Annotated in this window: 8 protein-coding genes and 1 pseudogene; 7 read left to right on the top strand and 2 right to left on the bottom strand. The window is 41.8% G+C overall.

The annotated features are described in order from the left end of the window. The 6 genes and pseudogenes from AC3LHT_RS06670 to trxB all read left to right on the top strand — a co-directional run. A pseudogene (locus tag AC3LHT_RS06670) lies at nt 1–304 on the top strand (MBL fold metallo-hydrolase); the annotation flags it as partial. A 13-nt stretch (nt 305–317) separates the two neighbouring features. After that, complete coding sequence (locus AC3LHT_RS06665) at nt 318–779, top strand: NfeD family protein (RefSeq protein ID WP_290667537.1); 462 nt, start codon at nt 318–320, stop codon at nt 777–779. Next, a complete protein-coding gene (locus AC3LHT_RS06660) occupies nt 776–1702 on the top strand; it encodes an SPFH domain-containing protein (protein WP_290645385.1) in 927 nt (308 codons plus the stop codon). Before AC3LHT_RS06665 ends, AC3LHT_RS06660 begins: the two co-directional genes overlap by 4 nt. Before the next feature lie 4 nt (nt 1703–1706). Beyond that, nucleotides 1707–2252 (top strand): hypothetical protein, encoded by a 546-nt coding sequence (locus tag AC3LHT_RS06655; protein WP_290645387.1) that lies wholly within the window; start codon nt 1707–1709, stop codon nt 2250–2252. Between the two features lie 59 nt (nt 2253–2311). Further along, a complete protein-coding gene (pdo, locus tag AC3LHT_RS06650) occupies nt 2312–2959 on the top strand; it encodes a protein disulfide oxidoreductase (RefSeq protein ID WP_290645389.1) in 648 nt (215 codons plus the stop codon). A gap of 17 nt (nt 2960–2976) precedes the next feature. Continuing rightward, nucleotides 2977–3936, top strand: coding sequence for a thioredoxin-disulfide reductase (gene trxB / locus AC3LHT_RS06645; RefSeq protein ID WP_488662353.1), 960 nt, complete (start codon nt 2977–2979; stop codon nt 3934–3936). Nucleotides 3937–3938: 2 nt separating this feature from the next. Here the strand turns inward: trxB and AC3LHT_RS06640 are convergent, their stop codons facing one another. Together AC3LHT_RS06640 and AC3LHT_RS06635 are read right to left on the bottom strand one after the other, a co-directional pair. Then, nucleotides 3939–4925: a S66 peptidase family protein gene (locus tag AC3LHT_RS06640; RefSeq protein ID WP_488662352.1), complete on the bottom strand. Its 987-nt coding sequence runs from the start codon at nt 4923–4925 to the stop codon at nt 3939–3941. A 10-nt stretch (nt 4926–4935) separates the two neighbouring features. Further along, nucleotides 4936–5553 carry a deoxynucleoside kinase gene (locus AC3LHT_RS06635; protein ID WP_488662351.1) on the bottom strand — a complete coding sequence of 206 codons (618 nt, stop codon included), beginning with the start codon at nt 5551–5553 and terminating at the stop codon, nt 4936–4938. 183 nt (nt 5554–5736) lie between these two features. Between AC3LHT_RS06635 and AC3LHT_RS06630 the strand changes: the two genes are divergently transcribed. Next, on the top strand, nt 5737–6531 hold a 795-nt coding region (locus AC3LHT_RS06630), incomplete at its 3' end, for an ABC transporter substrate-binding protein (protein WP_488662350.1).

Here is a 6531-nt window from a genome sequence, read left to right as displayed (position 1 = left end):
AATACTAACTGTGAGTGGTGATAGCTATGCGCTCCCTCCGGAGATAATCGAAGATAGCGAAACCCTGTTGCACGAATGTACCTTTCTCAATGGAAAAGACCGTAAAAATCAGAACCACTCGACTTTAGAGGAAATAGTTGAGAATGTCAGAGTGTCAAAGGGTATTAAAAGGTTGATATTGTATCATATCTCCGGAAGGTATTCAACGAGGATAAAAAGACTTTCCAAAGCTTTTATTGAAAAACTCGAGGATAGGGAGTTGAAGATTTATTTCGTTTACCCTGAGAAACTCTTTGTCCTTTAGGGGAGGCGAAAGCATGAACTATGTCGGATGGATGATTTTTGGTGTTGTTCTTCTCGTGATTGAAATACTCACTCCTACCTTTTTCTTTCTATGGTTTTCCATTGCTGCGTTTCTCTCCGGGATTTTAGCAATGTTCGGGCTCAATCTTGGCTGGCAGGTGTCAGTTTTTGCCGTTGCCAGTACTCTTCTTGTGATTTTCACCCGACCCATAGCGAAGAAGATAATGGGAGAAGCCCCGAGAAAGGTTTATGTTGAAGAACTAAAAAATGGCGTAGCGACGGTGGTGCAGGATATAGATTCAAGTAAGGGGACAGGAATTGTTAAAATCTCTGGTGAAAACTGGAGGGCGTTGTCAGTTGATCCCAAAAAAGTTATTAAAAAAGGTGAGGAAGTTGTTATAGAGCGCATAGAGGGAACAACTGTTTATGTAAGGCCGATAGAAACTGAGGCAAAGAAGGAGGGGGAAGAGATATGATAATCTGGATCATTCTTGCAGTTGTCATTCTCATCGTAGCGTCTTCAGGCATAAAAATCATCAGGCCATTCGAAAAGGGGTTGGTTGAAAGGCTTGGAAAATACAACCGCGAAGCACAATCGGGGTTGAATTTTATCATACCCTTTATCGAAAGAATAATCAAGGTTGACCATCGTGAGATGGTTATCGATGTTCCACCTCAGGAAGTGATCACAAATGACAATGTCATTGTTACTGTAGATGCGGTGATATATTATGAGGTAACAGATGCTTTCAGAGTAATTTACAACGTGAGAAACTTTGAAGTGGCTGCAATCAAGCTGGCGCAGACGAATTTGAGAAATGTGATCGGTGAAATGGAGCTTGACCAGACACTCACTTCTCGTGAAAGGATAAACGTAAAGCTTCGAGAAGTGCTTGACGAAGCCACGGACAAATGGGGTGTCAAGGTTACAAGAGTTGAGCTGAAGAAAATAGACCCACCTCAAGATATCATGGATGCCATGTCAAAACAGATGAAAGCCGAAAGAACAAAGAGGGCTGTCATACTTGAGGCTGAAGGTTACAAACAATCGCAGATAACGAGAGCTGAAGGTGACAAACGTTCCGCTATTTTGAAAGCAGAGGGTCAGGCCGAAGCAATAAAGAGAGTTGCAGATGCCAGCAGGTATAAACTAATCGCTGAAGCAGAGGGTCAGGCCGGCGCCATCTTGAAGGTTTTCGAAGCTATACACGATGGTAAGCCAACTAATGACCTCATCGCCGTGAGATATCTGGAAACTTTGAAGGAAATTGCGAACGGTACAGCTAATAAAGTGTTCCTCCCTTACGAAGCATCGGGTTTTCTTGGTAGTATAGCAGCAATCTCTGAGCTTTTCAAAAAAGACGGTACCAAAACAGCAAAAAAGCCTAAAGAGAAGTGATTCCATGCTGGCTTTTGAATTTCTGCTGAAGTTTGCATACTCTTTGATTATTACAATGGTGGCTACCACTTTTGCTGGGGCCACCGTTTTTAGCTTCTACAAAGTCAGCAGAAAACCAGGTTTGAGTTTTAAAATTATGAATGTACCGCTTCTCGGGCTTCTGACAATTATCATTTCCTTTGTAACGGATAGCAAGATTACCTCTGCTTTCCTGTTTTTCTTCGCGTACTTATTTATAATGAGGAGATTGTCAGAACATCTCAGCAAATTCGATGACGTCTTTAGAGCCTTTTTCCTTTCGATGGGCTATACCCGTCAGGAATATTTGATGAACATTCTCTTCAAATACGGAAAGTGGAAGCTCATTAATTCAATGTTGAGTTTCTCGCTTATCACCACATCTATTTTGGTCGTACTTTCAGAAACAAGACGCCTTATCCCGGATCAGGCAGCGTCGATAACGGCTGTGCTATTAGTTCTTTTTGCGATAATTTATGCTTTCAATTGGATTGGTGAAAGAGATGGAAACAAATTGTCAAATCCCGAGTAACATAGTCGTGTTACTATACCCCTATAGGGTATGATATTCAAAAATTAGGAGGCTAAAAAATGGCTGAAAAACTTCTCAACGATGAAATAAGGAAACAGGTAAAGGAAATTCTCTCAGAAATGGGTGGCAAGGTTAAGATCCTGTTCTTCAATTCTGATAGCAATTGTGATTACTGTCCAACAGTTGAAGGGCTAATTGGAGAATTAACCGAAATCACAGACCAGATTGATTATGAGAAATACGAGCTTGATTCCGAAGAGGCAGCTGATTTTAACATTAAGATGGCTCCTGCTCTTGTATTGCTTACACCCGATGGAGTTGATAAGGGCGTCAGGTTCTACGGTATTCCTTCCGGACATGAATTTGGGACACTGTTACAGGACATTTTGAGTTTCTCAAATAACGCCAAGCCAGAACTTTCCCCGGAATCTCTTGAAAAGTTGTCAAAAATAGATAAACCCATTGACATTAAAGTCTTTGTGACTCCAACATGTCCCTACTGTCCAAAGGCTGTCTTAACAGCTCATAACATAGCCATGGCAAATGAATTTGTCACAGCTTCCATGGTAGAAGCCAACGAATTTCAGGATTTGTCTATGGAATACGGTGTGAGTTCTGTTCCACATATTGTGATAAACGGCAAAGTGACCTTTGTCGGTGCTTACCCTGAACCACAGTATGTTGAAGAAGTACTGAAAGCACTTTGAACAAGAGGTGATTTAAAGTGGCATTTTTCGACCTTGGAAGTGCTAAGCAAAAAAGTACCCTAAAGGAATATTACGATGTGATAATTGTTGGTGGCGGTCCGGGTGGGATCACCGCAGGGATTTACGCCGTGCAGGCTGGATTGAAACCCATAATCATTGAAAAGGCCCTTGAAGGTGGCCAGGTGAACAACACCGAGAAAGTCGAAAATTGGCCGGGATTTCCTTCAATAGGCGGAATCGAGCTTGCTGAAAAGTTTGCGGAACATGCCAGGGAATTTGACGTTGAATTTCTCAATGCAGAGGTAATTGACCTCGAAATTGCTGGAGACAAAAAGACCGTCATTTTGGACAATGGTAAAAAAGTTTCGTCAAAAGTTGTTGTAATCTCTACCGGATCAAACCCGAGAAAGCTTGGTGTTCCTGGCGAAAGAGAATTCGCCGGGAAGGGCATTTCCTATTGCGCTACTTGTGACGGCCACTTTTTTACTGATCAACACATAGCGGTTATTGGCGGTGGAAACAGTGCACTGGACGAGACGCTTTTTCTAACAAAAATAGCAAAGAAAATTACAATCGTTCAGAACCTTCCCAAGCTCACCGCGGATAAACTCCTTCAACAAAGGGTGGAAGCCACAGGTAAGGTTGATTACATATTCAATACTGTGGTTGAGAAAATCGAAGGTACGGACAAAGTTGAAAAACTGATTCTGAAAAACACCCAAACTGGTGAGCGTTCTGAACTGGAAGTATCCGGGGCTTTTATCTTCATTGGCCTTGCCCCAAACACGACATTTTTGAAGGATAAGCTGAAATTAAACGAATATGGTTACATAGTTACAGACGAAAACATGGAAACTGAAATTCCCGGCGTATACGCTGTTGGAGACGTTAGGGAAAAGGAAGTTCGCCAGATTGTCACAGCAGCTGCTGATGGTGCAATCGCGATTTCCAACGCAGCCAGAAAATACTTCGACTAAAATTAGAAGAGCTTGTTATTAAGAAGGGGATCATCGAGGATTTTGATGGTCCCTTTTTTCATATCGATTTTTACCCAGGCCCCCACGGGAAGCGTGAGCTTTGGAAGGTCGCCGTGAAATATCGGTAACCCAATCCATACTGGAAATGGTGCGTCAGCAAAAAGGTTTTCGAGAATTTCCACGATCTCATTGAAACCCGCATTTTCAATGTTTGTGAATCCGGCGAATATGATTCCTCTGAGTTCATTGTACTCTTTTAAATTAGCTATTCCCCACACCATTCTTTCAATAGATTCCCTGGACTCTCCAACATCTTCAAGTACTAAAATGGCATCTTTCAGGCTGCCAAAATATTCAGTTCCTTGGAGTGTTTTGAATAGAGAAAGGTTCCCCACGATCAACCTGCCTGTCATTACTCCGGGCACTATTGCTTCTCTGTTGCCGTCGAATTGTATGACCTTTTCACCGTTGAGAACTTCCAGCATATTTTCCAGAGATTTTTCATCGTTGTCTAATTCAACAGTAACCATTGGACCGTGATAAGTAATCATGCCTGTCTTAAAATATATTGCAAGCAGCAACGCCGTGATGTCGCTATAGCCAACAATTGGTTTGGGATTTTGCTTTATTCTTTCCCAGTTCAGATACTTCAGCAAGCGAAAAGACCCATGCCCACCCCTCGAAGCTATTATGAAATCCACGTCTGGATTGACAAATGCTTCTTCAAGTTCTCTGGCTTTTTCCTGATCGGAGAGATAAACTGAGCAACTTCGGCCCTCTACAACTTGGAGCCCCTTTGATTTCATCATCGAGACACCTCGTTTTAGTAATACCTGATCAGGAAATCTCGCAGGCGAGGTTACAAAGGCAACTTTCATCTTTGGATTATGATCAACCTGTGCATCTACTTTGTATTCTTTTATAGCAGAAAGCCTTGAAAAAGACAGCAATACAAGGATAACAAATATCAGTGGAATGGCTCTCTTCATGGGAATCCTCCTATAATGCCAAAATATGTCTGATATCCTCTGTTAACTCGTTTATCTGATCAGGGTTTGAAACTATATCGACTTTTGCAGCGTCGATTTTGTAAACCGGCGAAAAATCGTATTCTTTAATCCAATCTTTGTAAAGGTTGTCCAGTTGTTGCCAGTAAGCTATGGGAACCTCTAGCTCCATCTGACGCCCCCGGCGTCTAATGCGACTGAGAATGGTATCAACGTCAGCATCAATGTAAACGAGGAGATCAGGATGCCTGATATATTTCATCATGGAATTGAACATCTGAATATATGTTTCGAATTCCTTCTTTCGCATTTTCCCGGTTTCATAGAGATTTTGCGCAAATATAGCTGCATCCTCATAAATAGAGCGGTCAAAAACCGCATTTTTATTTCCTATTTCGGCTTCTTTGATTAACGAAAAACGATGAACCAGAAAATAGCTTTGAAGATGATAAGCCCATTTCCGCTGGTCGTGGTAGAAGTCTTCAAGAAAAGGGTTATCGACGACGGATTCGTAAAATATTTCAAATCCCAATTGCTTTCCAATTGCATGGGCCAACGTGGATTTGCCAGCACCAACATTACCAGCAAAGACAATGATTTTGCTATCCATTATATGCCCCCTCATATCGTCATCAAAAAAATATTTTATCACGTAATCACATATGCAGAATGAAGAAATAATGATTTTTTGATAGAACACTTAGTTCAAGGCTTGAATTTAATGGGCGTTTTGTAGTATATTTATTATGGTTGCTCTTTTCTACGTTCTATATTATCTTAAGGAGGTGTTAGCATGAGAAAGTTGCTCGTGCTCATGGTGATTTTGCTAACAGTGTTGACGTTTGCCAAAATTACGGTTATCGTTCCCTGGTCAGGTGCGGAACTGGATAAGTTCTTACCGGTTATTTCAGCTTTCCAGGAAAAAACGGGGATAGAAGTCGAATACAAAACTTATCGCGCGGAAGATCTTGCAAATATTTTACCAGCTCAATTTGCGGCAAAGAAAGCGCCCGGGGATGTCATATTTATGTGGACATCCTTCCTTGCAAAGAACACAGCAAACGCCGTTGAACTTTCAGATGTTGTCTTGCCATCAAATTACCTGTCAGGTGCCCTTGACAATGTAACTTTCAATGGTAAAATCTATGGATTTGCCTACACTGCCAAAGTTAAGCCAGGATTCTGGTACAGAAAGTCATTCTTTGAAAAATACGGTCTCACACCGCCGAAGACCTGGGATGAATTTGTACTTCTGCTGAAGTATCTAAAACAAATTCCAGGGTTGAAAGGACCAATCGCCAGTGGTGATGGAGTAGGTTGGCCGCTTTCTGACATAACAGAACATTTCCTGATTACTTTTGGTGGCCCTGAACTCCAGAAAGATTTAATAGAAGGAAACATCAGCTGGAAGAGCTATACCGTGAGAAAGGCAATGGATAAGCTCACCTTCCTGCTGAAACAGGGATTTTTCAGCGAACCTATTGAATGGACAACTGTCCTGAAACAATGGTGGAACGGCGAATATGGACTGTATTTCATGGGAAGCTGGATAACGGGAATGGTGGATGATCCGAACGATCTGGGTGTG

The sequence above is a fragment of the Kosmotoga sp. genome (genome assembly GCF_982836095.1).
The sequence above is the reverse complement of the archived record's forward strand: the minus strand, read 5'-3'. Positions and strand labels throughout refer to the sequence as shown.

What these genes read in the sequence shown, in the direction of transcription:
- AC3LHT_RS06635 (WP_488662351.1), bottom strand. Translation starts at nt 5,553, where the DNA reads ATGGATAGCAAAATCATTGTCTTTGCTGGTAATGTTGGTGCTGGCAAA.
- AC3LHT_RS06665 (WP_290667537.1), top strand. Translation starts at nt 318, where the DNA reads ATGAACTATGTCGGATGGATGATTTTTGGTGTTGTTCTTCTCGTGATT.
- pdo (WP_290645389.1), top strand. Translation starts at nt 2,312, where the DNA reads ATGGCTGAAAAACTTCTCAACGATGAAATAAGGAAACAGGTAAAGGAA.
- AC3LHT_RS06655 (WP_290645387.1), top strand. Translation starts at nt 1,707, where the DNA reads ATGCTGGCTTTTGAATTTCTGCTGAAGTTTGCATACTCTTTGATTATT.
- AC3LHT_RS06640 (WP_488662352.1), bottom strand. Translation starts at nt 4,925, where the DNA reads ATGAAGAGAGCCATTCCACTGATATTTGTTATCCTTGTATTGCTGTCT.
- AC3LHT_RS06660 (WP_290645385.1), top strand. Translation starts at nt 776, where the DNA reads ATGATAATCTGGATCATTCTTGCAGTTGTCATTCTCATCGTAGCGTCT.